The organism is Tautonia marina, assembly GCF_009177065.1.
In the GTDB taxonomy this organism is placed as follows: domain Bacteria; phylum Planctomycetota; class Planctomycetia; order Isosphaerales; family Isosphaeraceae; genus Tautonia; species Tautonia marina.
In genome coordinates this window covers 59,058-84,019 of the sequence record NZ_WEZF01000006.1, presented here as the reverse complement: position 1 = coordinate 84,019, position 24,962 = coordinate 59,058, and the positions used below count along the sequence as shown (strand labels likewise).

Annotated in this window: 19 protein-coding genes; 10 read left to right on the top strand and 9 right to left on the bottom strand. The window is 62.0% G+C overall.

Annotated features, from left to right (window positions below; all coding sequences use genetic code 11):
- The first annotated feature begins 68 nt into the window (after nucleotides 1-68).
- From GA615_RS09140 to GA615_RS09115, 6 genes are all read left to right on the top strand, one after another.
- Nucleotides 69-3,638 (top strand): FG-GAP repeat domain-containing protein, encoded by a 3,570-nt coding sequence (locus GA615_RS09140; RefSeq protein WP_152050984.1) that lies wholly within the window; start codon nucleotides 69-71, stop codon nucleotides 3,636-3,638.
- Between the two features lie 273 nt (nucleotides 3,639-3,911).
- Nucleotides 3,912-4,625 carry a hypothetical protein gene (locus tag GA615_RS09135; RefSeq protein WP_152050983.1) on the top strand — a complete coding sequence of 238 codons (714 nt, stop codon included), beginning with the start codon at nucleotides 3,912-3,914 and terminating at the stop codon, nucleotides 4,623-4,625.
- A gap of 262 nt (nucleotides 4,626-4,887) precedes the next feature.
- Nucleotides 4,888-8,463: a PVC-type heme-binding CxxCH protein gene (locus GA615_RS09130; RefSeq protein ID WP_152050982.1), complete on the top strand. Its 3,576-nt coding sequence runs from the start codon at nucleotides 4,888-4,890 to the stop codon at nucleotides 8,461-8,463.
- Between the two features lie 95 nt (nucleotides 8,464-8,558).
- Nucleotides 8,559-11,606: a PVC-type heme-binding CxxCH protein gene (locus tag GA615_RS09125; protein WP_152050981.1), complete on the top strand. Its 3,048-nt coding sequence runs from the start codon at nucleotides 8,559-8,561 to the stop codon at nucleotides 11,604-11,606.
- Between the two features lie 24 nt (nucleotides 11,607-11,630).
- Nucleotides 11,631-12,470 carry an amidohydrolase family protein gene (locus tag GA615_RS09120; protein WP_152050980.1) on the top strand — a complete coding sequence of 280 codons (840 nt, stop codon included), beginning with the start codon at nucleotides 11,631-11,633 and terminating at the stop codon, nucleotides 12,468-12,470.
- On the top strand, nucleotides 12,467-13,231 hold the full coding sequence (locus tag GA615_RS09115; protein WP_152050979.1) for an amidohydrolase family protein: 765 nt from the start codon (nucleotides 12,467-12,469) through the stop codon (nucleotides 13,229-13,231). The genes GA615_RS09120 and GA615_RS09115 overlap by 4 nt, the downstream gene beginning before the upstream one ends.
- A 13-nt stretch (nucleotides 13,232-13,244) precedes the next feature.
- Here the strand turns inward: GA615_RS09115 and GA615_RS09110 are convergent, their stop codons facing one another.
- From GA615_RS09110 to GA615_RS09085, 6 genes are all read right to left on the bottom strand, one after another.
- Complete coding sequence (locus tag GA615_RS09110; protein WP_152050978.1) at nucleotides 13,245-14,534, bottom strand: hypothetical protein; 1,290 nt, start codon at nucleotides 14,532-14,534, stop codon at nucleotides 13,245-13,247.
- Between the two features lie 204 nt (nucleotides 14,535-14,738).
- Nucleotides 14,739-15,695 (bottom strand): 5-oxoprolinase subunit C family protein, encoded by a 957-nt coding sequence (locus GA615_RS09105; RefSeq protein WP_152050977.1) that lies wholly within the window; start codon nucleotides 15,693-15,695, stop codon nucleotides 14,739-14,741.
- Nucleotides 15,692-16,420: a 5-oxoprolinase subunit PxpA gene (locus GA615_RS09100; RefSeq protein WP_152051157.1), complete on the bottom strand. Its 729-nt coding sequence runs from the start codon at nucleotides 16,418-16,420 to the stop codon at nucleotides 15,692-15,694. The genes GA615_RS09105 and GA615_RS09100 overlap by 4 nt, the downstream gene beginning before the upstream one ends.
- A 106-nt stretch (nucleotides 16,421-16,526) precedes the next feature.
- Nucleotides 16,527-17,198 carry a 5-oxoprolinase subunit B family protein gene (locus GA615_RS09095; protein ID WP_235905263.1) on the bottom strand — a complete coding sequence of 224 codons (672 nt, stop codon included), beginning with the start codon at nucleotides 17,196-17,198 and terminating at the stop codon, nucleotides 16,527-16,529.
- Nucleotide 17,199: 1 nt separating this feature from the next.
- Nucleotides 17,200-17,529 (bottom strand): carboxymuconolactone decarboxylase family protein, encoded by a 330-nt coding sequence (locus GA615_RS09090; RefSeq protein WP_152050976.1) that lies wholly within the window; start codon nucleotides 17,527-17,529, stop codon nucleotides 17,200-17,202.
- 27 nt (nucleotides 17,530-17,556) lie between these two features.
- Nucleotides 17,557-17,811 (bottom strand): carboxymuconolactone decarboxylase family protein, encoded by a 255-nt coding sequence (locus GA615_RS09085; RefSeq protein ID WP_161602247.1) that lies wholly within the window; start codon nucleotides 17,809-17,811, stop codon nucleotides 17,557-17,559.
- A 235-nt stretch (nucleotides 17,812-18,046) separates the two neighbouring features.
- On the opposite strand from GA615_RS09085, the gene GA615_RS09080 reads away from it, so the two are divergent.
- The 4 genes from GA615_RS09080 (at nucleotide 18,047) to GA615_RS09065 (ending at nucleotide 21,692) form a co-directional block, all read left to right on the top strand.
- On the top strand, nucleotides 18,047-19,006 hold the full coding sequence (locus GA615_RS09080; RefSeq protein ID WP_161602246.1) for a nucleoside hydrolase: 960 nt from the start codon (nucleotides 18,047-18,049) through the stop codon (nucleotides 19,004-19,006).
- 41 nt (nucleotides 19,007-19,047) lie between these two features.
- A complete protein-coding gene (locus GA615_RS09075) occupies nucleotides 19,048-20,250 on the top strand; it encodes a hypothetical protein (protein WP_152050973.1) in 1,203 nt (400 codons plus the stop codon).
- Nucleotides 20,251-20,439: 189 nt separating this feature from the next.
- Nucleotides 20,440-21,255 (top strand): enoyl-ACP reductase FabI, encoded by an 816-nt coding sequence (locus tag GA615_RS09070; protein WP_152050972.1) that lies wholly within the window; start codon nucleotides 20,440-20,442, stop codon nucleotides 21,253-21,255.
- A gap of 17 nt (nucleotides 21,256-21,272) precedes the next feature.
- The gene (locus tag GA615_RS09065) at nucleotides 21,273-21,692 is read left to right on the top strand and encodes a (deoxy)nucleoside triphosphate pyrophosphohydrolase (RefSeq protein WP_152050971.1); all 420 of its coding nucleotides are present in this window, start codon (nucleotides 21,273-21,275) and stop codon (nucleotides 21,690-21,692) included.
- 91 nt (nucleotides 21,693-21,783) lie between these two features.
- Here the strand turns inward: GA615_RS09065 and GA615_RS09060 are convergent, their stop codons facing one another.
- From GA615_RS09060 to tig, 3 genes are all read right to left on the bottom strand, one after another.
- Nucleotides 21,784-22,398 carry an ATP-dependent Clp protease proteolytic subunit gene (locus GA615_RS09060; RefSeq protein WP_152050970.1) on the bottom strand — a complete coding sequence of 205 codons (615 nt, stop codon included), beginning with the start codon at nucleotides 22,396-22,398 and terminating at the stop codon, nucleotides 21,784-21,786.
- Nucleotides 22,399-22,537: 139 nt separating this feature from the next.
- The gene (locus GA615_RS09055; RefSeq protein ID WP_235905260.1) at nucleotides 22,538-23,188 is read right to left on the bottom strand and encodes a ClpP family protease; all 651 of its coding nucleotides are present in this window, start codon (nucleotides 23,186-23,188) and stop codon (nucleotides 22,538-22,540) included.
- A 218-nt stretch (nucleotides 23,189-23,406) separates the two neighbouring features.
- Nucleotides 23,407-24,924 carry a trigger factor gene (gene tig, locus GA615_RS09050; RefSeq protein ID WP_152050969.1) on the bottom strand — a complete coding sequence of 506 codons (1,518 nt, stop codon included), beginning with the start codon at nucleotides 24,922-24,924 and terminating at the stop codon, nucleotides 23,407-23,409.
- Nucleotides 24,925-24,962 lie beyond the last annotated feature (38 nt).

Here is a 24,962-nt window from a genome sequence, read left to right as displayed (position 1 = left end):
TCGGGATTCCTCGCCAGGGAGATCGAACGCAATCTCGAATCTTCCTCTCGAACCGAGGGACCAGGCGCATGAGTCTTCTCCATCGAATCCTCCCACGCCGCCGAACGCAGGCTTCGGCAAGGTCTCCAAAGTCATCGCTCAAGCGACGGGGCGACTTCCACGTCGAGGGCCTGGAACCGCGGGTCCTGCTCGACGCCAATTCGGGGCTTGTCCGATTCGACATCATTGAAGAACCGGCGAATGTCGACTGGCCAAAAATGCGTCAGGGGGCGCCAACCATCCCCCTGTCTCGGATGATGGTGACCGACGTGGACGGCTCGCTCAGTCGGGTCAACGATGTGGACGTCGTTCGTGTCGAGTTGAAGGCCGGGGAGATCTTGATTGCCTCGCTCAACGATTTTAATACGAATGACAGAGATATCGGCACCTATCGCCTTCGATTGCTGAATGCGTCGGGCTCGGAGCTTGCGAGCGAGTCGTTCCGGGTCAAGCATAACCCATATCGCACTACGGTGGTGAAGACATCAGGTCCGGGGAGCGCCAATGTTGCGTTTCAGAACTCGGGCATGTCGATCGTGCATGCGGTCGAGCAGTCGGGAGCCTATTACGTCGAACTGGCCGATGTCTCGGGCCTTGGCCGCAACGGGCACGAGTATTCGCTTGGCCTCCGGGCAATCGGCCTGAATGGCGGGGCCTCTGAGAAGGGGTATCTGAACACACCGGCCACGAATCATGTCTTCGCGTTCCTGCAAGATGACGTCTTGCAGTTCGCAGGGCCGATCGGTATTGGGTTCGGCCTCCGGGGCGACTGGACGCAGACGATCGAGACCAGCGACGAGGGTGTGTCATCCCGCTATGAGTCTGAAGGGCTCGTGTACCTTCAGTCGGCCGCCGGGGAAATTCCGATCCCGATTCCTCCGGGCCTCGGGTTCTCGGTGACCACAGTCCCACACCCCTGGGGCGACCATTTCGGCGAGATCGACGAGATCGACTGGACCGCACAACTTGGCCCGATCGCGCTGGCGAAACCCTTGACTGAGGCGCTCGGCTTCCGGCTCGACTCGGCCTTCGGATCGGTCACCGGCAACCGCAATAGCTATGGACTGAAGCTTGGACGGGATCCCCTGGTCAAGGAAACCAGGGCTCCGGTCAATGCGAACATCCCCTACATCTTCTTCCATGAGAACCGGGGGCTGTCGATGAATTTCGGCGGGTTCGAGGCGAAGGGGAGCCTCGGCTACAGTTGGTCGATTGTCACCGATCCTTCCGACGTCTTCATCTACGCCGGAGTCCGCGGAATTCCGACGCCTCTCGGCGAACTGGCGCTGGCCGGCTCGGTCAACGGGAACATCCCGTACTCGCCGTTTGCGAGGCCGACGGCGTACAACGGCAGGATCTTTGGCCACATCTATATCCAGGCGGACGTCGACCTCACCAAGCTCGTCGGCCAGCCGGTCAGCGTTAACGGCGAGTTGGTGATCGACTTCGATGCTGACGACGACGGCCAACTCCTCGGCGGGGCCTTCGACCAGCCCTCGTCGTTCGTTTCCGCCGGGTTCGATCCCGCCGCGTTCGGATCCTCGGCCACCTCGGCGCTGGGCGACCTGGCGATTGGGGCGAACGCCGAGATCCGGGTCGGCCTGAAGTTCGGCAACTCGTCGTCGGGAAACCAGGGAGGAGGCGGGTCCGGGTCGGGATCCGATCTGGTCGATCTGAGCATGCCGATTGGTGAAGGCTCGTTGATTTATGACCCGAGCGAGAACGGCCTCTTCATCCGGGCGGGATCGTCCAACCCGTTCAAGGGAACCTTCATCGAGCCCTTCCTGCCGATCTCCCGGGTCGTCGCCGACGGCTACATCTTGCGGGACGGGACGTTCCGCCTGGCGTTCGACACGAATCTCCGGGTCCTGGGCTACAACCTCTCGAACGCCCGGGTCACAATCTATAACACGTCATCATCCTCGGGGGTCCGGGCGACGGCCCGGGCGAGCATCCTCGGGGGCACGGCCAGCCTCACTGGGCAGGTTGCGTCGAGCGGGGACTTCAAGTTCACGGGAAGGGTCGACGTCAACCTCGCCGGGATTCTCACCGGCAATGCGGCGGTCGAATTCTCAAACATCGCGGGGAAGACCACATTCCTGGCGTATCTCCGCGCGGAGGCGTCGACGACCATCGCCGGGCAGCCGTTTGGCGGGCGACTCACGACCCTGCTCTCGATCGGACTCCGGGGGGGCCAGCTCACCTTCGACGGCTCGGTGCAAGCCGATCTTTTGCTTGGCCCGTTCACCATCTCCGCAGGACTTCGCATCTATGACAACGGCAATGAATTCGGGATCGAGATCGCCCTGCCGGGCCAGGACGTGATCAGCGACCTTGTCGGCGGGATCGTCGAATTCTTCGGGTTCCCGAATCCTGAGATCCCGAAGACGATCCGGATTGCCTTCCCCAGAGGCCAGCGGAGCCCCGCCGGAATCCCCAACATCCCCCCTCCTCTGCCTGCTCCTCTCCCATTGCCTGTCAGGAACGCGAAGCCGGGCGATTTCGACGGCGATGGCCTGGCCGATTTCGGCGTCTACGGATTGAACCCCCAGGGGGTGCCGCAATTCAGCGTCGCACTGTCAGGCAGTGGCTCGTTCACGCTCCCCTTCGGAGGGCCGGACGATTTGCCCATCATCGGCGACTTCGACGGCGATGGCGTTCTCGACTTCGGCGTCTACGGCTTCAGTCCCAACGACGGATATAGCCGTGTGGCTATCCTGCTGTCGGGAGGCGGCGTGATCAACCAGCCGTTCGGCGGGCGCGAGGATTTGCCCGTCATCGGTGACTTCGACGGCGACGGCACCACCGACATTGGCGTCTACGGCTTCAGCCCCAACGAGGGGTTCAGCCGGTTCGCCGTCCTCCTCTCCGACGGTGGCGTGATCAACCGAGGGTTCGGGGGCCGGCTCGATGTGCCGGTCGCCGGGGACTTCGATGGCGACGGCAAGACGGACCTGGCAGTCTATGGCTTCAGCCCCAACAACGGCTTCAGTCGATTCGCAGTCTTGCCCTCAAGCGGTGCACCAGCCATCACTCAGGGGTTTGGCGGGTTTAATGATCTGCCGATCGCGGCGGACTTCTCCGGAGATGGAAAAACCGACTTCGCCGTTCACGGCTTCAGTCCGGCCGATGGCTACAGCCGGTTCGCCGTGTTGCCCTCCGACCGATCGTCGAGTATCAAGCAACCCTTCGGCGCGCCGGGAATGGTCCCGTTGCCGCCCTCCTCATCGGCCTTTCTCTCAGCCCGGTCACACGGAACCTTCGGCCAGGCGAGCGCACGATCAACGGCTGCGAGCGATCCTGCTCCGGTCTTCTCCACATCCGGCCGGTCGCGGAGGCTGGCGACTCCCGTGATTGCGGTCGAGCCGATCATTCCGGCGGCTCGCGGCATGGCCTCGCCGGTGAATTCCGCGACAACGGCGGCATCCAGCCACTCCGTCCCCCTTTCGGGCAGGGCGAGGATTGCTCAGCACGTCGATTCCGGGTTGCTCTCCCTTTGGAGCGAGGAGGAACCGAACGAGCAAGATCGAGACCGCCTGGGCTCTCGATTGCTCGGTCGCTTCGGATGGTGGAACGAACGGATGGACCTTGAGGGCTGAGTCGGGTTCTCAGATGAGGTCCCCCTTGCGGAACCGAGGCCCGTGTCGTCCCTGAATTCAGGACGGCGCGGGCCTGTTTCCACCTCGGTTCTCAGACGCGCAAAAATGGGGTTGACGGAATAAGGAAAAACTCCCGATGAATCGCACCAACCCGGCTGATCATTTCAAGCCCGGCGTCCCGCCCTCCGATATTCCCATTGTGCCAGGAAGGAAATCTGGCATAGTGCTCGACCGGCATTCGTACTGGACCGGAGCCAGACTGGTGGGTTCGTCATGGATACGACTCGCAGAAATCTTGGGCGGTTGAAACGGCCGCCTTGCCTCGGTCGGCTGGCGATCCTCGCCGCGCTGACCCTGGCCCTGGCCCCGACGCTCTCCCAGGCCGGTCCGATCTCGGATCGAGCCCAGGTCGTCGCGGCTCAGACCGCAGCCCAACAGGCTCTTCTCTCGCCGAACGCGGGAACGCTGCGGGCAGACGCGCTTGCTGCTCGAGCTCAATCCGTGCAGCTTCGGAGTGCCTCGATCCTGAACTCCCAGGCCTTCCAGAGGCAGGAGGCCTTTTTTGCCCGAGCCCTGGAACAGGGATTGGCCCGCGTTCCCCGTCCTCAATTCCTCGACGTGCTGCTGGTGCCCGATGTCTCGGGATTGCTGGCGGAGTCGAGTACCCTCGATTACCTGAGATGGCGGCGGAACCTGAATCCAACCCGGTTCGATCGGAATCACCCGTTCATCGGCCCTGCGCTCGAACGGGACCGCCTGGTCCGGAATCAGAGCCCGCTGCCGATGCCGCCGGTCACGGTTCCCACCAATCCCGAGGTTCCGATTATCCCTCCCACAACTCCTGAAGTTCCAGGGCCGATCCTCGGGGGAGGCCGCCCGAGTCCTCAGGTACCAATTCCCGAGCCGGCCTCGATCGCCCTCTGGGCCGTGCTGGGACTGGGAGGCTGCTCGTTCGCCTGGAAGCGTCGACGGCAAACGTCTCGCTAAACCGTGAGCAAAGCGTTCTTCAACATTCCGGCCGTGTTCGATTGCCCGTTGTGGCGATCGGGCACGGCCGGCGTTTGTGATGCTCGAATCGGGTTGAGGAGAGGCCGTCGATCGGCTGCGGGGGCGACCTCCTGACTGCCTGCCTCTTTTCAACGAGCGATCCATCCCCTACCCTCAATTGTTCAACAGGAGGGCGTGTCCAGGACACGCCCTGCCCGTTGGGCAGCGTCCCGAGACGTCAACGAGCGGGGATGGATCAGCGATGCAGAGACGATCTGGAGTGCTCGGGTGGGTTGCGGGCCCTGCGATGGCGGTCCTGGCCGCAATCGCCCTGGTCCAGGCAGGACCGATTCCTCAAGCCGATGCGCCCGACGCCTGGCGAAACGTTCCCATCCCCGACACCTGGAAGGAACCGCCTCGCGTGCGCCCTGCCGAGGGAACCAGCTCGGGCCGGGACGGCTTCGCCTGGTATCGTGCCTCGGTCCTGGTTCCGAACGACTGGAAGGGGCGATCGCTCGAACTGCACGTCGAGCCGGTCGACGACGCCCGCGCGGCCTTCATCAATGGCGTGCAGGTCGGGGCGGCGGGAACCTTTCCGCCGAATTATCGGAGCGGCCTTGGGGAATCGGGCCGTTACCGGATTCCCGAAGGAGTGGTTCAGCCCGGCCAGGTGAACGTGATCGCCGTCCGAGTCTACTACTCCGATGGCCGAAGTAACTTCGCGGTGGCCGCCCCCACGCTTTTTGACGCCGAAGGGGGCGAGGCGATCAAGATGGAAGGCCCCTGGGAGTACCGGGCCGGTGATGATCCCTCCTGGGCGCTTGGGCCCGTCCTGAGCAGTGACGCCTCGTACAACCGCGTCGATCAATTCGACGATCTTGACTCCTATCTCCGCCTTCGCAAAGGGGATACGGCGCCGCTTGCTCCCGAGGTCGCGCGAGAGGCCTTCGAGGTGGCCGAGGGGCTTGCGGTCGATCTGGCGGTGGCTGATCCGATCATCGCGCAGCCGCTTCAGGTGTCGTTCGACGAGCGAGGCCGGATGTGGGTGGTCGAGTATCGCCAGTATCCCGAGCCGGCCGGCCTGACGATGGTGAGCCGCGATAAGTTCCTGCGAACGGTTTACGACCGGACCCCGTTGCCTCCTCCGCACGGCACGCCGGGCATCGACCGCATCTCGATCCACGAAGACACGGACGGCGACGGCCAGTACGACCAGCACTCCGTCTTCCTCGACAACCTGAACCTTGCCACGTCGATCGCCCGGGGACGCGGAGGGGTCTGGGTGCTCAATCCCCCTTACTTGCTGTTCTACCCTGACCGAGACGGCGACGACGTGCCCGACGGCGACCCAGAAGTCCACCTGGAGGGCTTCGGTCTGGAAGATAGCCACTCCATCGCCAGTAACCTTTGCTGGGGTCCCGACGGCTGGCTCTACGGAGCGCAGGGGAGCACCGTCACCGGTCGCATTCGACGACCCGGAGATCCGGACGAGGCGATCGTTCACTCGATGGGCCAGCTCATCTGGCGCTATCATCCCGAAACCAGACGCTATGAGATCTTCGCCGAGGGCGGCGGCAACACCCACGGGGTCGAGCTCGACGCCCACGGTCGGGTTTACTCCGGTCACAACGGCGGCGACACGAGAGGCTTCCATTACGTCCAGGGGGGGTACTACCAGAAAGGGTTCACCAAGCACGGGGCCCTCTCGAACCCTTACACGTTCGGTTACTTCCTGCCGATGGCGCACCACAGCGTCCCGCGCTTCACCCACAACTTCGTGTTCGCCGAAGGGGGGGCCTTGCCGGAGCCCTATCGGGGCAAGCTGTTCGGTGTCGAGCCGCTCCAGGGGCAAATCGTGATGAGCGACGTCACGCCCAACGGCTCGACCTTCCAATCGAAGGACCTTGACCGTCCCCTGACGACCGAAGACCCCTGGTTCCGCCCCGTCGCAATCACGCTTGGTCCGGATGGCGCGCTCTACATCTCCGACATGTATGAACAGCGGATCGACCACAGCAGCCACTACGCCGGCCGGGTCGACAAGACGAACGGACGGGTCTACCGCCTTCGGGCCGCCGACGCACCTCCCGGCCGGTTTCCCGGCGAGATCGAGCCGCGCGTTCCGTTCAACCTCGCAGAACTGTCAGGGGAGGAACTGATCGGTGTGCTCGACCACCCCAACCGTTGGTTCCGTCGCGAGGCGTTACGCCTCCTCGGCGATCGAAGGGATGAATCCTTGATCCCCGGTCTTCGATCTCAGTTGCGTGAGGGTGGGGCGGAGGACCGTTCGCTGGAATTGCTTTGGGCTTTGAATCTGTGCGGGGGCCTCGACGAGTCCACGGGGATCGCCTTGATCGACCACCCGGACCCCTACGTTCGGGCCTGGACCGTTCGCCTGATGTGCGACGATTTCGAGGTCGGGGATGACCTGGCCAATGCCCTGGCGGATCTGGCCAGCCGGGAGCCTTATGTTGAGGTCCGCAGCCAACTTGCCTGTTCTGCCCGACGCCTTCCGGCGAATCAGGCGCTGCCGATCGTTCGAGCCCTCCTGACACGGGCCGAGGACGCCACGGACCCCCACCTCCCACTCTTGCTCTGGTGGGCCATCGAAACGAAGATCGGCGAGGACCCTGACGCGATTCTTGCCCTGTTCAAGGAACCCGGACTCTGGGACGAGACGATCGTTGCTCAAACGATCACGGAACGTCTGATGCGACGCTTTGCCCAGGCAGGATCGCGGGCTGATCTCGTCGCCTGCGCCAGCTTGCTGGAACAAGCCCCAACGAAGGGCCATGCCAAACTGCTGATGAACGGATTCGAGGCGGCGTTCGAGGGGCGATCTCTGTCCGTATTGCCGGATCGACTCGTCCAGGCAATTGCGGCCTCGGGAGGAGGCTCACTCCCCCTCCGCGTTCGCCAGGGAGACGATCAAGCAGTGGCCGAGGCTCTTCGGCTCATCGCGAATCCCGACACCGACCAGGCGATTCGCCTGGAGTTGATCCGAACAATCGGAGAGATCCGTGAGCGCCGAGGACTGCCAACCCTTCTGGACATCGCCTCGACCGAAGGCCCCGATGCGATTCGAGCCGCCGCGATCTCGGCGTTGAGACCGTTCGACTCCCCAGAAATCGCTCAGACCCTGATTCGATTGCACGACCAGTTCCCACCAGAGGCCCGCGAGGCCGCTCAGGCCGTGCTTGCTGCCCGACGCAGCTTCGCATCCGCATTTCTTGACGCGCTTGCGTCGGGCACGATGGATCGAAACCTCGTCCCTGAATCGACGGTCCGATCCATCCTCCTGCTGGACGACCCCGAGCTGGCCGCGTCCGTCCGAGAGGTCTGGGGAGACATCGAAACCGCCTCGGCCGAGCAATTCCGAGGCGAATTCGAACGGCTTGAGGGGCTGCTTGCCTCGGGGACCGGAAACCCTTACACGGGCAAGGAACTGTACCTCGAGCATTGCGGCAAGTGTCACACGCTGTTCGACGAAGGGGGCGATGTCGGCCCGAACCTCACGAGTTATCAACGCGACGATCTCCGATCGATGCTGGTAGCCGTGGCCGACCCGAGCTCAGAAATCCGAGAGGGTTACGAAACGTATCTCGCGCTCTTGCTCGACGGCCGAATCGCGACCGGTTTCCTGGTGGCCGAAGATGATCGCGTCGTCGTCCTTCGAGGGGCCGACGGGCGAAACGAAATCCTGCTTCGAGACGAAATCGAGGAGTTCAAGGGTGTCCCGCAATCGGTGATGCCGACAGGTCTGCTCGATCCCCTCTCCGATCAGCAAGTTCGCGACCTGTTCGCCTACCTGCGCAGCACTCAGCCACTCGCCAATTAGTCACAGGGACTCCTTTGGCGAGCTTGCTTCGAAGACGCAAGGGACAACGCCTTCGAAGCATGGCCCCTTGTTCGTGATTGAATTTGCATTTCACCATGAATCGTTTCGACAGAGGCTTCGCGGTGATTCGTACCTGGCTTTGCCTGATCCTCGTCGGTCTCGTGGTTCCGATCGTTCAGGGGAGGGCGATTGAATCTCCCCAAGAGGAGAGTGCCCTCCCTCGATTCGAACCCCTGGAACCCGAGGAGACCATGACGTCCTTTCAGACGAGCAACGGGCTCCGCATGGAGTTGCTTGCTGCCGAGCCCTTGGTTCTCGATCCCGTGGCCGGTGCATTCGATGCCCAGGGACGACTCTTCGTCGCCGAGATGGCCGATTATCCCCACGTGGAACAAGCGAACGATCAACCGTTTCAGGAGAACACCGGCGATCCGCCGATCGGTCGGGTACGACTTCTGATCGATCAAAACGGCGACGGCATCTTTGACGAGTCACACCTGTTCGCCGAGGGGCTCTCGTGGCCCACAGGCATTGCGCCGTGGCGTGGTGGAATCTTCGTCGCGGCCACGCCCGACCTCTGGTACTTGAAGGACACCGACGGCGATCACCGGGCCGATGTTCGTGAACGCATTTTCACGGGATTCCGAAAATACAATATTCAAGCAGTGATGAATAACCTGATCTGGGGGCTCGACCACCGGATCTACGGCGCCGGTTCCAGCAACGGTGGTCAAATTCGCCGCGCGGAACGTCCCGAGGGCGAAGCCGAGACGATCCCCTTGCTCCGAAGCGATTTTCGATTCGATCCACGCTCGCTCACCTTCGAACCCATCAGTGGCGGGGCACGGTTCGGAAACACGTTCGACGACTGGGGCAATCGCTTCCTTTGCAACATTCGAAACCCGGCGCAACATGTCGTCTTGCCCGACCGCGATCTGTCCCGCAACCCGTTGCTTCCCTTACCCACCCCCCTACACGACGTGGCTGAGGCCGGCGATACGATCATCATGCACCGAATCAGCCCAGCCGAGCCGTGGCGGGAATTACGGGCGAGGCGATGGGTCGAGGTGGGGAAAGTGCTGCCTCAGAGCGAACTGGTCGGCGCAGGTTACCTGACCTCCTCCAGCGGGATTACCTCGCTCCGCGGAGACGCGTTTCCAGAATCGTATCGGGGGAACCTCATCCTGGGTGAGGTTGCCAATAACCTCATCCATCGCATGACGGTTCAACCACAGGGCGTGACCTTCACCGCGAGCCGTGCCGAGAAAGGGGTCGAGTCGGTTGCCTCGACCGATACCTGGTTCCGCCCCGTCAACTTCGTGAATGCTCCCGACGGATCGTTGGTCGTGCTCGACATGTATCGGGAAACCATTGAACATCCCTGGTCGATTCCCGACGACATCCGAAGTCGGCTCAACCTGCGCAGCGGCGATGACCGAGGCCGAATCTACCGGCTCGTTCCTGCCGACTTCCAGCCCCGCCCGACCCCGAACCTGAGCACAGCGCCCACGACTGAACTCGTTCAACTTCTCGAACACCCGAACGCCTGGCATCGAGAAACGGCCCACCGCCTGATTTTCGAACGTCAAGACACGGCTGCAATTGAACCTCTGAAGCAAATCTTGCTGCACAGCAATTCCGCGATTGGCCGGGTTCACGCCCTCTGGTCGCTCGAAGGGCTGGGAGCTCTCGACGATGACGCATTGATTGACGGATTCGATCGCGAGCACAAGGACGCAGACCGGGTCCGTGAACATCTCGTGGCCATTGCCACAACCCGCCTGGACGATTCGGAACCACTCCGATCCTTCCTGCTTCACCTTGACGATCAACCCGACGCTCGTGTCCGATTCCGAATCGCGCTGGCGCTGGGTGGCATTGATGACCCAAGCGTTCCGAACATCCTGGCTCGCATTGCGCGACACGACCATGATGACCCGTGGATGCGATCCGCCGTCCTCGCGTCCGCCGGTGCTCAACCCACTGAAGTCTTCCAGGCCTTGCTGCGTGAACCCTGGCCGGGAGACACCTCAACGCTCCGAGCGATCCTTGATCCCCTCGCCTTTGCCATCGGAGCAGGTCTGACGGATCAGGAGGCCGCGATCGCGCTGGACACGCTGGCTCAATCGCATGGTCTTCAGTCTCAGGCACAATCCCAGATCGCCATGAGGCTCGGTGATGGGCTGCTCCGACGCGGATCGAGTTTGTTCGCGGTGGATGTGGCTGGCGAAGCCTCCAACATGCGTGATCAATGGCTTGCCAGGTCCCGTCGAGCGCTGACCGATCGTGAGATGGCTCCCGCCGATCGGGCCCTGGCCGTTGAGCTGCTTGCGCATCGACCATTCGAGGAGGCGGCCGAGCAACTCCCTCGCCTGGTCGGCCCAGACGAGCCGGTCGAAGTTCGCCTCGCCGCCATTACCACTCTGTCCCGATTCGGAAATGAACCCGAGGTGGCCCCCCTGCTCCTCTCCGGCTGGAGCACTGCGACTCCGAGCGTCAGAGCCGCGATTCTCTCTGCACTGACCGCGCGTCCGATCTGGGCCGAAGCGCTCGTGGATGCGATCGAGTCGGAGCAGATTCCCGCCGGGCAGATCCCTCAGTCGAGCCGCTCTGCCCTGCTCAGGAGCCGAAACGCATCGGTCCGGGACCGGGCCTCTCAGTTTTTCGACCGTTCGCAAGGAGGTCCGGCTCCCGAGGTTCTGGCCCGCTACCTTGCCGCGCTGGAGACCCCCGGTGATGCGGAACGGGGCCAAGCTGTTTTTGATCGAACATGTGTCTCCTGTCATCGTCTGGGAGACGCCGGGCATGCGGTCGGGCCAAACCTCGTCTCGGTCTCACGCAGAACTCCGGACGAGCTGCTCACGCATATTCTCGATCCGAACCGGGAAGTGGCCCCCGATGCGGTCGATTACCTTGTCGCGTTGCGAGATGGCCGCGTCACCTCCGGAATGATCGCGTCGGAATCCGCCGCGTCGCTGACACTTCTTCGAGCCGAGGGCGAGCAGGAAACCCTGCTGCGAGTCGACATCGAGGAACTTTCCTCGACCGGACGATCACTCATGCCCGAAGGTCTGGAGAAAGAAATCAGTCCGAACGAAATGGCCGACCTGATTGCCTTCTTGCTCCGGCTTCAGACCCTCTGACCCCAGACGAACGGAGCCGCGCTCATGCGACCTCGCCTTGCGACGGATCAGGCAACGACCGTACTGGATCCGTCCTCGTACCGCGTCTGGGATCTGCATTGCCACCTCTCTGGTGTTGATGGTCGGACGCCGAGCGAGCGAATGGCCCAGTTGATCGCCTTCGCCGACCGGATGGGAATTGAGCGTCTTCTTGTCTTCATGGGCTTCCCCTGGGCCACCGATCCAACCGTCGACGACCTCCGACGCCAAAATGATCAGGTGCTTGAGGCACTCACTCATTGGAATGATCGCGCTCTGGGACTCGCCTATGTCAGCCCGGCGCACGTTGAGACAAGCCTCGACGAGATCAAACGGTGTGTGCGCGACGGTCCAATGGTCGGGATCAAGCTCTGGGTGGCTCGCCGTTGTTCCGATCCGGCGATCGACCCCATCATCCAGCTTACTCATGACTTGAACGGCTTGATCTTCCAGCACACCTGGCTCAAGGCCGAGGGGAACCTGCCGGGGGAATCATCGCCCGAGGATCTGGTCATGCTTTCGAAGCGGTTCCCCGGGACACCCTTGATCTGTGGGCACACGGGAGGAGACTGGGAGCGAGGCATTCGGATCGTTCGTCCTTATCCAGACATCTCGATCGATCTTGCCGGGTCCGATCCCACCGCAGGTTTCGTCGAGATGGCCGTGCGGGAGCTGGGCGCCGCTCGCGTCCTGTATGGAAGCGATGCCGGGGGGCGGAGTTTTGCCTCGCAATTGGCCAAGGTGCTCGGTGCTGAGTTGACCGAGGAAGACCGCCGCGCCATCTTCGGCGGAAATCTCCGGCGTTTGCTAACGCCGATCCTTTCGGCCAAGGGGCTGAACCCGTGATCGACACCAACGCTTCCCTCGGCCACTGGCCGTTCCGACGCCTTCCGCTCGATGACCCGCGGTCCCTGGCCCGACGGCTCCGATCGCTCGGCATCGAAAGGGCCTGGGTCGGTCATCTCGATGCCCTGCTCCACCGAGACATCGCCGCGGTCAACGTGCGGCTCTCGGAGATGTGCGAGCGATTCGGCGACGGCCTCTATCTTCCGTTCGGCGCAATCAATCCCACGCTTCCCGACTGGTCCGAGGACCTCCGGCGTTGCCAAGAGGTCCACCGGATGCCGGGAATCCGACTCCACCCCGACCTTCACGGATATGCGCTCTCCGATCCCGTCGTCGCCGAATTGCTCGCGGCGGCGGCGACACGATCGTTGGTTGTCCAGATCGCCGTTCAAATGGAGGACCCGCGGACCAAACATCCCCGCCTGGAGTTGACCCTGGTCGACCTCGACCCTGTAATCGACCTCGCGGCGAAGCTGCCCCAGCTTCGACTCATGTTGCTCAATGCGGGTCGGATACTCGGCCTGAATCCGAAGCGGGTACTTGGTTCCGGAAGCATCTCGATCGAGATCGCATCCATGGAAGGGGTGGGCGCGATCGATCGCCTGATTGAGAACCTTGGCTCCGATCGCATCCACTTCGGAACGCATGCTCCGTTGTTCGTGCCCGAATCGGCTGTTTTGAAGCTCCGTGAGTCGGTCCTCGATGCCGATTCACGTCAGGCACTGACTCAAGGCAATGCCCTTCGACTCATCCAGGGGTAAGGCACCTGACTCCTTAGCCACCGTCCGAGACGATCACGAATGATGTCTCCGCAGCGTCTTCCTGTCCCGACAGCAAATCGTGCTGAGAAACGCGGAGTCGATACCGACCAGGAGCGAGGGATTCAGGGAGGGCCAGGCGATAAGCCACGAAATAATCGTGGCGAGGCCGGCTGCAGCGATCCTCGACCGGCACGACATTACTCCAGCGGAGCGGGGATTCTCCATCGTCAAGAATTTCGAGTGTTGTCGAAAGGCGAGAAACCTGGCCGCCGTCTTCGGGAAGATAATGAACACCTTCCACTTCCGCATAAACGAGAATCTTTTGACCTGCTTGGAGTGTTTCGGAATCAAACGGTTTGATTCGGTCGAATCCGAGAACCTCTCGACAAAAGGCAATCCGACCAACTCTGAGCAATGAGACAGACGCTTCGGGAAACGTACCGGTCATCGTGTCGGTCTCGGGCTCCGAATCGGCCAGCAATTGCATCACTGTCTGCCAGAGGTTCGAGTCGTTGATTTTCCCCTGAAACTCTCCCATTGCAATCTGTTTGAGGAGTTGTTCATCAGAGGTGGGTGACTCGGCGTTTTGCTCCTCTCGGGTCAGTTGCGCTTGTGTTTCTTCCAACAAACGCTCCAGAGAAGATCCCTCCTGCTCCTCAGATCGGATTTCGGGAGTCTCCACGGCCGAGGTCGGCTCGATGCCGATCGAGTCATGCAAGGAATCACGATCCAAACCAGGATCGGTCGTCTCAGTCGCATCGAGGGGGTCAGGAACCTCGTTGGGGATCGGTGGAACTTCGACGGACGCGGGCATCGCACTCGGGAGGGTGTCTCCGGGTTCGATACTCTGGGAGGGATCGATCTCCGTTGATTCCTGGAGGAACTCCTCTGGGAGAGTCTCGTCTCGCGCAGACGAGGTCGGTTCAACCCCGGTCGAACTGCTCGTTCCGTCGTCAAAGACAGCGGTCTCGATGGCCTGAGCCCGAACAAGCGCGGCATCGAGCATGGGAGTTGCCGCTGGAGGACCGAACAACTCGTCCGGTGACACGGGGACCAGATCCGGCAAGAGGGGCAATGGCCGATCGATGGGTCCTCCGGCCAGTGAGGTCGGATGCGGGGTCGTTTCGGTGCTGGCAGGCGACAGCTTCCGATGACCTCGAATCAAGGCCGGGTCAGGCCGAGCGGGCACTGGATAAAGTGCTGGATCAATCCGGCGACGAACCGGGAGCCAGTCGCAACCGGCCAGCGAGGCCAGCGGAATCATGAGCGCCGCGACGCGCCAGATCGGGGCCACCGTATGCATCGTGGCGTCCTTGCCGAGCAACAAGACGACCGAAGGATCGGTCCGGGAGCCTCTGACCGGGGCCTCCGTGGACCGACATCCGGAGACTGGATCGACCCGAGAGCTTACCGATTCCGGCGGTTTGGGCAAGATCGGTTTCTCCTTCGTGTCGTGGCCCACCACGCGGAAGGTCACACCCCCGATCGAGCCGCATCCGCAACGCCATCAGACCTTTCCGCCACGGACAAGGGTGACGATCCGGAGGCGTCGCTGTTCTCGCCGCAGCCGTTCGGCTCGATCGAGCCGTCTGGCCTCGTTCACGTCAATCCACTCGAAACGAAGATCCTCACCGGGCCTGACCTGAGCCAGGCGATCGAGGTCGCAGGAGGCAGCATGGGCCACCATCGGATACCCTCCCATCGTGCCGCACGCCACTCCCAGGAGAATCAACTTCCCGCCCGAAACCTGCACCGCGCCGGGAGCCACCGGCACCGAGAGGCGATCAGCCGGCACCAGGACCTCCAGCCCCGGGCCGTCGAGTCGGAGGCCCATTCGATTGCTCGCTTCCGCCACCGTAAAGGCGTGATGATGCCAGCAGGAGTCGCGAATGATTGCGGTATCAGGACCAGCCATGATCCGAATTGGTCGTGTGGAGTCGATCCGATCGGACAAGGCAGGATCGATCCGACGCACGGGTGACCAGCTTGGGATCGCCGGCAAGCAATCACCGGCCCGGAGGGCCTGCTCGGTCGATCGGGAACCGAGAATCTGAGGGGTCTGCCAGCCGCCCCGGACGGCCAGGTAGGTACGAACCCCGATCGCCGTTCCACCGAGTTCGAGGAGGTCTCCCGGCTGAAGCCCAAGAGCGATGGGAACCTCGAACCGATCCTGGGTGCCATCGGGCCGTTGCTTGAGAACGGCCATCGGCGCACCAGCGAGGGCCACTGCCAGCGGGACTTCCGCACGAAAGACGCCGCCCAGGAGGGTCAGTTCGACCGTCGCCGCATCCGATTTGTTTCCCAGAAGTGCGTTAGCTAGCTCGTGCGACGAACGATCGAACGCTCCTCCCTGAGGAACTCCCTGCGATCGGTAGGCGGATCGCCCGAGATCCTGGATGGTCGAACTTGCTCCGGCTCGGAGAACCGTCAATGCGCACGGGTCAACGCGTTCAACTTCACTCACGCATCACCGTCCCCGACAAAGCTCTGCACAACGACTCCAGCACGACCGAAGGCCGCGCGCAAACGATCGGCCTTGGCGAGCGCGGTCGGGTCATCACCGTGCAGACAGAGCGTTCGAAGCCCCCGATCAATGAGGATGAGCGCCTGCCGCTCGGATTCGCCTGGATCGTCAATCAACGCTTCTGGTTCGGAACGGGGCACAAGTGTGCCATCGGGGCGGTATCGTCGATCGGCGAAGCCTTCAGGAACAAAGGAAAGGCCGGCCCGAAGGACCTCGCGTTCGAGCACGCTGCCAGGCAGCCCCAGGACCGGCAACCCCCAATCGAGGACCGCCGTCACGACCCCGACCGCGATTTCCAGATCGCGCTGGGCTTGATTGTAAAGCGCTCCATGCGGTTTGACGAACCGCACGATCGCCCCGACTTCCGCGGCCCATGAGGCAAACTGAGAGAGTTGCTCATCAATGATTCGGGCCACCTCATCAGCTGTCGCAACCCGTTCACGACGTCCAAATTCTTCTCGATCGGGGTAACCCGGATGGGCTCCGATGATCACCCCCTTGCGCCTGGCAATCTCGATCGTTTGAAGGCAAACCGCCCGGTCACCGGCATGACCTCCACAGGCGATTCCGGCCGAACTGATGCGATCGAGGAGCGCCTCATCGTCTGGAAATCCTTCGCCGAGGTCCGCGTTCAGATCAATGAGTCGACGCGATTCAGAAACCATCACACTCACCGGCGGGGCTCCGAGAGAATGGTGGGGAAGATTGCACCGCACAAAAAGCCACTTCAACGAACACAAGCAAGCTTGCGGAACAATGATCGTTCATGAATCAGAACTCGCCGATCCGACATCCCCGTAACTCCTCAAACCGACGACAATCAATCGGTTCGAATCGGACGCGATCACCCGTTGCCATCGGGAGATAACCGCCTGCCAGGTCGGCCAGGATCAAGGGAGTTTGTCCGATCAGATGCCAGCCTCCCGGTGATGCCTCGGGATAAATGCACGTCTGTCGACCGGCGATCGCCACCGACCCGGCCGGAACGCTCGTGCGCGGAGTTTCTCGCCTCGGCAATCCGGCCAGTGGTTCCGCAAGCTCTCCCAGGTACGGAAATCCGGGCAGAAAACCAATGGCCTGAACCGAATACTCGTTGCCGGCATGAACATCGATAATTTCATCGATGGAAAGACCGATCCGGTTTGAGATCTCGACCAGATCGTCACCCTTGTAATGCACCGGCACACGGAACATCCGGCCGATCCTCTGGGACATCTCGTCCGTGGAAAGACTCCGGAGCAACGGTTCGACGTCTTCGGGATCGATCACTGTCGGATCAACGTAGATCGCAACGGAATGATAGGCAGCAACCACATCCACCACTCCTGACCAGGAGCGACCGCGTACCGCTTCGGCCCACGACGCCGCGTGCCCATTCGATGGGAATCGAGCCAGCCAGGCCCGATCGCCGAGTGGTGTCAGGTCGAGGCCATGGTCGATCACGTTAAGGGGTCCCCTCAGTGGGATCAGACTGTTGCGGGTCTCCGTCTCGGGAAGCGAGTGTTCCAAAGTTGGTCGGAAATTCAATCCCGAACGCGTCGGCCACCCGATTGAAAAACGCAAAAAGCGCAGCAATGTACACGCATTCCGCCAGTTGCTCGTCGGTCCATCCCATCTCTCGGAGCCGTTCGACCTGCTCGTCAGTCACGCGGTAGGCGTGTTTGGTAATGGTTTCGACGAACTGGAGAAGTGCATGCTCGACACGGGGAAGCGGCGCTCCGTCAAGGTCTCCCCTCGCCAGAGACTCGTAAACATTGGGGTCGGATTCCTGCAACTGCAGGAAAAAGGCGTGCGATCCCGTTCAGTAAGGGCACTGATTCAACGCCGAAACATACGTGGCGATCATTTCTTTGATCCGACGCGTCAAATGCCCCTCGGAGAAGTGCAGACGGTCGGAGAACGCCACTACGTCTCGAAAGAAGTCGGGGCGAAGACTGAAACACTTCAGGATCGCCGGGATGACAGGCCGTCCGGGGTTTGCGTCTTGCCATTCACGGTAGGCATCGGCAATGGGGCCGGTGGCCGAGTCCTCGGCAATCCATCGAATACGAGCCATCGGCGTCTCCGATCCTGAAGATGAGGTTTCGTGAATCGCAACCGCACCGAAACCCATTTTTCCCACGGCACGTTGTATCATAGCTTATCCGAACTCCACGGCGACACCACCGCGGTTCGGACCGTTTCACGAGCCAGAGCACCGTCGGTTCCAGGTGTTGACCCAGTGGCCGATCGGTCGCAATCCGGACGCCTGGGCAGGCCCGGTCGGGACAATCGACTCAGGAGATGATCGCGTGTCTCTCATTCGTTTCCATTTCGCTTTCCTGGTTATCGTGATTGGCATCCCTGTCTCGACCGTCCGTTCCAATGAGGTCGTGCGGGTCATTGTTGACGCCGATACGGCGAATGAGATTGACGACCTCTATGCCATTGTCCGAGCCCTGGTCGCCCCCGAATTTCGGGTCGAGGGTGTGACCTCGGCTCACTGGACCCGATCCACGAAACCCAACACCACCGTGCATCAGAGTCAGATGCTCAATGAGCAACTCCTCGATCGCATGGGTCTTCGAGAGCGGATTCCCCATCCCATCGGGGCCGATCGCTCAATGCCCGATCCGTCCACTCCGGTCGATTCTCCGGCTGCGAGACATATCATCGAACGAGCCCATGCCGGAGGTCCTGACGACACGCTGATCGTCTTCGCGCTCGGTGCCTGTACCAATCTGGCCTCGGCGCTCTTGCTCGACCCGTCGATCGAATCCAAGGTGATCTTCGCCTTCATTGACGGTGACTACAAGGATGGCCAGTGGGGGCCGGGAATCTTCAACTGGAAGAATGATATTCATGCGGTCAAAGCAATTTTTGAGTCGAACGTCGAATACATTCACATGCCTGCCCGATCGGTCAGCGTGGAGATGGAACTGGCCAAACGCGAGGTCGATGAACACCTCAAGGGACGAGGAGGTGTCTGGGATCTCCTCGTCGAGCGATGGGAAACCTTTCCCCGAACCGCGAACCGAGCCACCAAGACGATGTGGGATCTCGCCCTGATCGAGGCGGTCTTGCGCCCGGAGCTTGCCACTCCGGTCGTGGTTGGCGCGCCAATCATCCACGATGCCGAGACGGTTGAGCAGCTTCCCAACAATCCTCGTCGCGTCACGGTGTTCCAGGCGATTGACGCTGAGGGCATGCGGCGCGACTTCTGGAAGGCGATTGACGCCGCAATGGCCGAAGCAGGCATCCCTTCACGCTGATCGAACGATGTGCCTCTGACATCGATTCCAACCGAGGCCCCATGATGCGAACACTTGTGCTCATCCTTGTTGCCTCAAATTTCGCCGGGACCATAACAGCTCAAGAACTCCACGAGGACCGAGTTGCCGATCAGGTCGTCTTTCGAGACGGCTCGCGGGTCCTCGGCCAGGTTTTACCCGACCGCGCAGCGCGTGTCTCTCTGATCGTCCGCCGGGCCTGGGTCGAGGAACACCTCCCCGATCGTGCCTCGTCGTGGGACGATCAGGATCGCGCAACCCGCCAACGGGCACAGGCGGATCGAGTTCGCAGACTCCGAGAGTGGCGTCAGGAGCGTCAACAACCTGCGGCACCGGCAGACCCGATCGCCGCTTGGATCGACGCCGAACTGTCACGCTTGAATCACCCTGAGGCTCAGGATCGGCTTCCCCTTATGGTCGTCTCAATCCCTCGGAGTGAGGTCTTGCGGATCGACCTGCAACCCGAGCACCGCCGTCGAATGCTCCGGCAAGGATGGCGAGCCGGATTTGATCAGGTCGAGACCATGCCAGAGGGACAGCTCCGGGCCGGTTTGCAGGACCGTGGCTTCGCCCTGGGGCCGATCGACACGGCACCGATCGACGATCTCTTGCCCGTCCCGGTCGAAGGGGAACGTCGCTGGCTCGCCCGTCGCGCCTCGACCGAGGCCCTGACCGATCCCGACCTGCGCTTCATCCGGTTCGGCGACCTCGTCTTGCCCGATCCCAGCTCGGACGGGGCCCTCGATCCGACCCAGATGGCGGGCACTGTCGGGAGCCTGCTCGGAAATCTTCTCGGCAACGGCCCCCGCATCGATCCGATGAAGCCACACCTCGATCGGATTGCGGAATCAGGGCGGATCGGAGTCGTCGTCACCGTGCTGGAAACGTCACCCGACTTCGACCGGGTGGCCGTCGAGGCGATCCTCTTGATCAGGACCGCTCCCGGTCGGTGGGAGACAGGCACCCGGAGGCGGGTCGAAAATCGCCCCGCCGACTTGCCGGCCCACGCCGGTCAGCAGCTTGCCAACGATCCCCAGGTTCGGGCCGCCGTTCAGATGTTGCAAGGGCTTGGGCTAGGTCGAGTCGATCCTCAGGCGCAACAACTCAGTCTGGCAGTGGGAGCGGCCACCCAACGAGCCCTGGAACAGGCGCGTTCGGCCCTGGAGGCGGACCTGCGCTCGGTTGCCCTGAGGATGGATCGAGGCCCGATCGGTCCCGTCCAATGACGCTGCGCGTTGAGCGAATCGCCTTCAGGCGTTATGCTTTGCGGGCATCACTCCGTTCGCGGCGAATGCGGCCGCAACCTTCACGAACCGACCGTTCGTCAGGAATCGGAGTTCGTCCGGCGGCCGGTCGAACCGATGTCTTGTCGAAGTTCGGAACAAGAATCGAACACCGAAGCAGGGGATCTGGCGATGGGGTTGTTCTCGGGCAAAAAGGGCATGATCCTGGGTGTCGCCAACGACTACAGTATCGCCTGGTCGATTACGGAGAAGCTTGCTGCCGAGGGGGCGGAACTGGGCTTCACCCACCTCCCTGGCGAGAAGATGGAGCGACGGGTCCGCCGGGCAATCGACCCGATCGGCCCGAAGCTGCTGGTCCCTTGCGACGTGCAGAAGGATGAGGACATCGCCGCCGCTTTCGCCAAGGCGAAGGAGACATTCGGAACCCTTGACTTCGTGTTGCACTCGATCGCGTTTGCACCGATCGAGGACCTGAAATCTCCCTTTGTCCAGGCCAGTCGAGACGGGTTCAAGCTGGCCATGGACATTAGCGTGTACTCACTGGTCAGCGTCGCTCGCCATGCCGCCGAGCTGATGCCCGATGGCGGCTCGATCGTCACGATGACCTACTACGGAGGCGAGAAGGTTGTCCCTGGCTACAACCTGATGGGTGTGTGCAAGGCAGCCCTCGATGCCTCGGTGAAATACCTTGCGTACGATCTCGGCCCGAAGAAGATCCGGGTCAACGCCGTCTCAGCGGGACCGGTGAAAACGCTGGCAGCCTCGGCGGTCGGCGACTTCGACAAGCTCTCCGGCCTCTACGAGGCGATTGCTCCGATGCAGCGGAACGTGACGCGAGAGGAGGTCGGTTCCTCGGGCATGTTCCTGCTGTCGGATCTGGCCCGAGGCATCTCGGGAGAAATCCTGCACGTGGACTGCGGTTATCATGCGATGGGATCGCCCGGCCATGCCTTCGAGAAGGCGCTGGAACAACAGGCTGCGGACTGATCCCGCGAGACCCACTGATGACATCCTCCCACGATGCCGAGCCCATTCGGGTGGGGATCGGCCTGATTCGACGGGGCGGCGACTACTTGATCCGACGTCGCCCCCCCCTGCCCGGTTCTCCGATGCCCGGCGTCTGGGAGTTCCCCGGCGGAAAGTGTGAGCCGGGAGAATCTCCCGAGCAGGCCGCGGCTCGCGAATGCGAGGAGGAAACCGGCCTGCCCGTCATCCTCGGCGCATGCCGTCGAGTCGTGGCGCACCGGTATCCGCATGCCTTCGTCGAGTTGCATTACTTCGACGCATCCCCAGCCGATCCCCTCGCCGAACCTGCGGCGGAATCCGGCTTTCGCTGGGTGCCGCTCGCGGAATTGCCCGGGTTGACCTTTCCCGAGGCCAATGGGCCGATCCTCGAAGAGTTGGCCAGGCAGGTGTTCGAATGACACGAAAATGCCCCGGACGCTATGATCGCCCGGGGCATGGATCTGCATTGAACCTGAAGATCGAACCGATACGGCACATCGAAGTTGCCGGTCAGATCGATTCGGGATTCCGAGGAGGAATAGGCATCTCTCGGTCGAGGACATTGTCGACCAGACCGTAATCCTTGGCTTCCTGAGGAGACATGAAACGGTCGCGGTCCGTGTCCGCTTCGAGTTTTTCGAGCGTCTGACCGGTGTGCTTCTGGTAAATCTCGTTGAGTTGCCGCTTCATGCGGAAAAATTCCTGGGCGTGGATCTCGATGTCGGTGGCCGTGCCTTCCATACCGGCCAACGGCTGGTGAATCATGATCCGCCCGTGAGGCAGGGCATTTCGCTTGCCGGCGGCACCGGAGGCGAGGAGCAGCGACCCCATGCTCGCGGCCTGACCCATGCAATAGGTCGCCACGTCGCAAGGGACATACTGCATCGTATCGTAAATGGCCATGCCGGCCGTGACACTACCACCAGGGCTGTTGATGTACAGGTGGATGTCGGCCTTGTCATCCTGATGGGCGAGCACAAGCATCTGAGCGACAACGAGGTTAGCCACGGTGTCGTCGATCGCCGTGCCGAGGATGATGATCCGGTCCTGGAGCAGGCGGGAGTAAATGTCCATCGCCCGCTCTTCGCGGCCGGAACGCTCGATCACGATCGGGATCAGGGGCATCGGTCGGGCTCCTTGGGCGATTCGATCGGCAGGAGGCGAGAGGCAGTTAGAGACGGATTGAACACGCGAATCGGGACGGACAGGACGACGGTTTGACCTTGAAGCTGCCTCCTGCCGACCGCCGACTGCCTCTCCCCTGTCACTTCGAGGGCTCGCCCTTCTTCGACTCATCTTTGGGAATGTGTCCCACAACATGATCGACGATGCCGTACTCCCGGGCCTCCAGGGCCTTGAGGTAACGGTCTCGTTCGGTATCTCGCGCAACGACCTCGAACGGCTGGCCGGTATGCTTGGCGAGAATCTCGTTGATCTCTCGCTTCGTGTCGATGATCTCGCGGGCCTGAATCTCAATGTCCGAAATCTGGCCGCCGACCTGGCCGTAAGGCTGGTGGATCATCACTTTCGAGTGCGGCAGGGCGTAGCGCTTCCCCTTGGTCCCACCAGCCAGCAGGACCGCGGCGCCGGAGGCGGCCATGCCGATGCAGTAGGTCGCCACCGGGCAGTCGATGAACTGCATGGTGTCATAGATGGCCATCGTCGCCGTTACGGAGCCGCCGGGGCTGTTGATGTAGAAGCTGATCCCCTGCGATCGGTTCTCGTACTGAAGGTACAAGAACTTCATGACCGTGATGTTGGCGATCCCGTCGTTAATCGGTCCTTCGAGGAAGACGATCCGATTTTCCAGCAGCAGATCGCTCAGCGTCATCTGGCGCTGACTGGCGTAATTCCGGTTGCGTTGCAAGACGGGCGACATGGGGTCGGCGTCGAAGGGCACGCGATTGAAGCTCATGGGACGTGGTCCTCGGGTCGGTTCGGACGGATCGTAGGGAGGTCCGATCGGGGCCGAGGGCGAAGCCGGCCACCGGGGCCTCTGCCCGACGACGGTTCAACCAGGGGCAGCAACCAGACGGACCGCAGACCCTCCGAACAAGCGAAGGTGATCCGCTGAGAAACGGTCTGATCCTCGGGCGGCGAGTCATGACAACGCGCCGCCCGAGAAGCATCCCCTCATTGTTGCTCGGACGATCCTTCCGCCGCCTCCGAGGCCGCTTCGGCCTCCTCAGACGACGCGGGCAGGGCCGTTTCATCGAGGGTGTCGGCGTCCGGCTCCTCCTCAGGAGTCGAAACTTCCTCCAGCTCCACCGTAATGTATTCCAGAATCCGATCGATCGCCTTGCGTTCGAGGATCTGCGTGGCCAGATTCTCCAGTTGGCCTTCCTTCTCAAGTCGGGACCGGACACGGCGAGGTGTTTCGTCCGATCGCATGGCGATCAGCTCGATTTCCTCAGCCAGGTCGTCATCCTCAACCTTGATTTCCTCAGCGTCGGCGATCTTGGAGAGCAAGAAGAACTCTTTCAGATTCCGCAAGGTGACGTCGTGAGCATTGGCCCGAATCTCGGCCTCGCGAGCCCGCAGTTCGGAGTCGCTGTAACCGGCCTCACGCATCTCATTGACGAGCCGACGCAGCGTGGAGATTTCCTGACGCTTGACCAGATCGGCCGGCAGATCAAACGGGCAGCGCTCGATCAACTGCTCGACAATCTGCCGACGAACCGCCTGCCGCGCCTGGAATTCGACGCGACGTTCCAGAACCGACCTCAAGGCATCTTTCAGATCCGCCTCGTTCTCGAAGCCGATCCCCTGAAAGAACGCCTGGTCCGTCTCGGGCAATCGGATGGTCTTCAGGTCGTGGACCTGAATCGTCACATCGACCGACTTGCCACGCAGCGCCTCATCGGGAGATGACGTACCGATCTCGGCCTTAGCAGAGCGCGACTCACCCGGCTTGACACCCGTCAAGGCCTTGGCAAGTTCGGGAATGACGCCATCCTGAAATCGAAGTTGAGGCTGGAGGCGGAACTGGACCTCCTTGACCTCGTTCAGGGTCTGCCCGTCATTGAGGAAGGTCAGGTCCGCCACGACGAAATCGCCAGGGTCGGCCCCACCTTCCAGCTTGGGCACAACCTGAGCATATCGTTCGAGGAAGGCCTGATACTGGCGGTCAACATCCGCCTCGGCAATCTTCCGAACCGGCCGCTTGACGACCAGGTTCTTGTATTCCGGCACTTCAAACTCGGGTTGAACCTCAACCTCAAGCTCGAACTCCATCGGACCGTCTTCGGGAATTTCGAGCGCCTCGAAATCGAAGTCCGGCTGCGTGATGGGATTGAGCTTGTGTTCCTCGTCAAGTTGCTCCATGCAGGCCATCAGCAGGGCCGATTTGACCTGACCGGCAACTTCCTTGCGATAGCGACGCTGAACGAGTTGCGTCGGGGCCTTCCCCGGACGGAAGCCGGGAACGAGCGCCTCGCGGCGAAAGGTCCCCAGCGACTCCTCGAACTGCTGATCGATATCCGACCGCGGGACCGCAATTTTGAGGTGCTTCTTGCACGGCCCGGCGTCGGTAATGTGAACATCCAGATTGAGCCGTCGCTTGGGTGCGTCAAGCTCTTGAACACCCTCACCCTCATCGGTGGCAAGGGTATCGGCCTGGAGTTCGTCGCGCTCATTCTCCCCGGTGCTCATCGAGGACGGTCCTTCCGCTGAGGCATTCGAGTGGGCTG